Below are 203 nucleotides of genomic sequence, written 5' to 3' on the forward strand. Positions count from 1 at the left end.
GGAGAACCTGCGGCTGGATCACCTCCTTTCTATGGAGAACTGTTAAGAAACTTTTTAGTATCTTAACTAGCTGGAACTTCTATATATCTGTTTAATTTTGAGAGACCAAATGTCTCTTAATTTATTTGGGGGTATAGCTCAGCTGGGAGAGCACCTGCCTTGCACGCAGGGGGTCAAGAGTTCGAGCCTCTTTATCTCCACCA

General features: G+C 43.8%; 1 tRNA gene. It reads left to right on the top strand.

The annotated features are described in order from the left end of the window. Positions 1 to 127: 127 nt before the first annotated feature. Positions 128 to 203: transfer RNA gene (locus ACJDUG_RS17845), tRNA-Ala, on the top strand.

The organism is Candidatus Clostridium stratigraminis, assembly GCF_045310675.1.
Classification (GTDB): domain Bacteria; phylum Bacillota; class Clostridia; order Clostridiales; family Clostridiaceae; genus Clostridium_AT; species Clostridium_AT stratigraminis.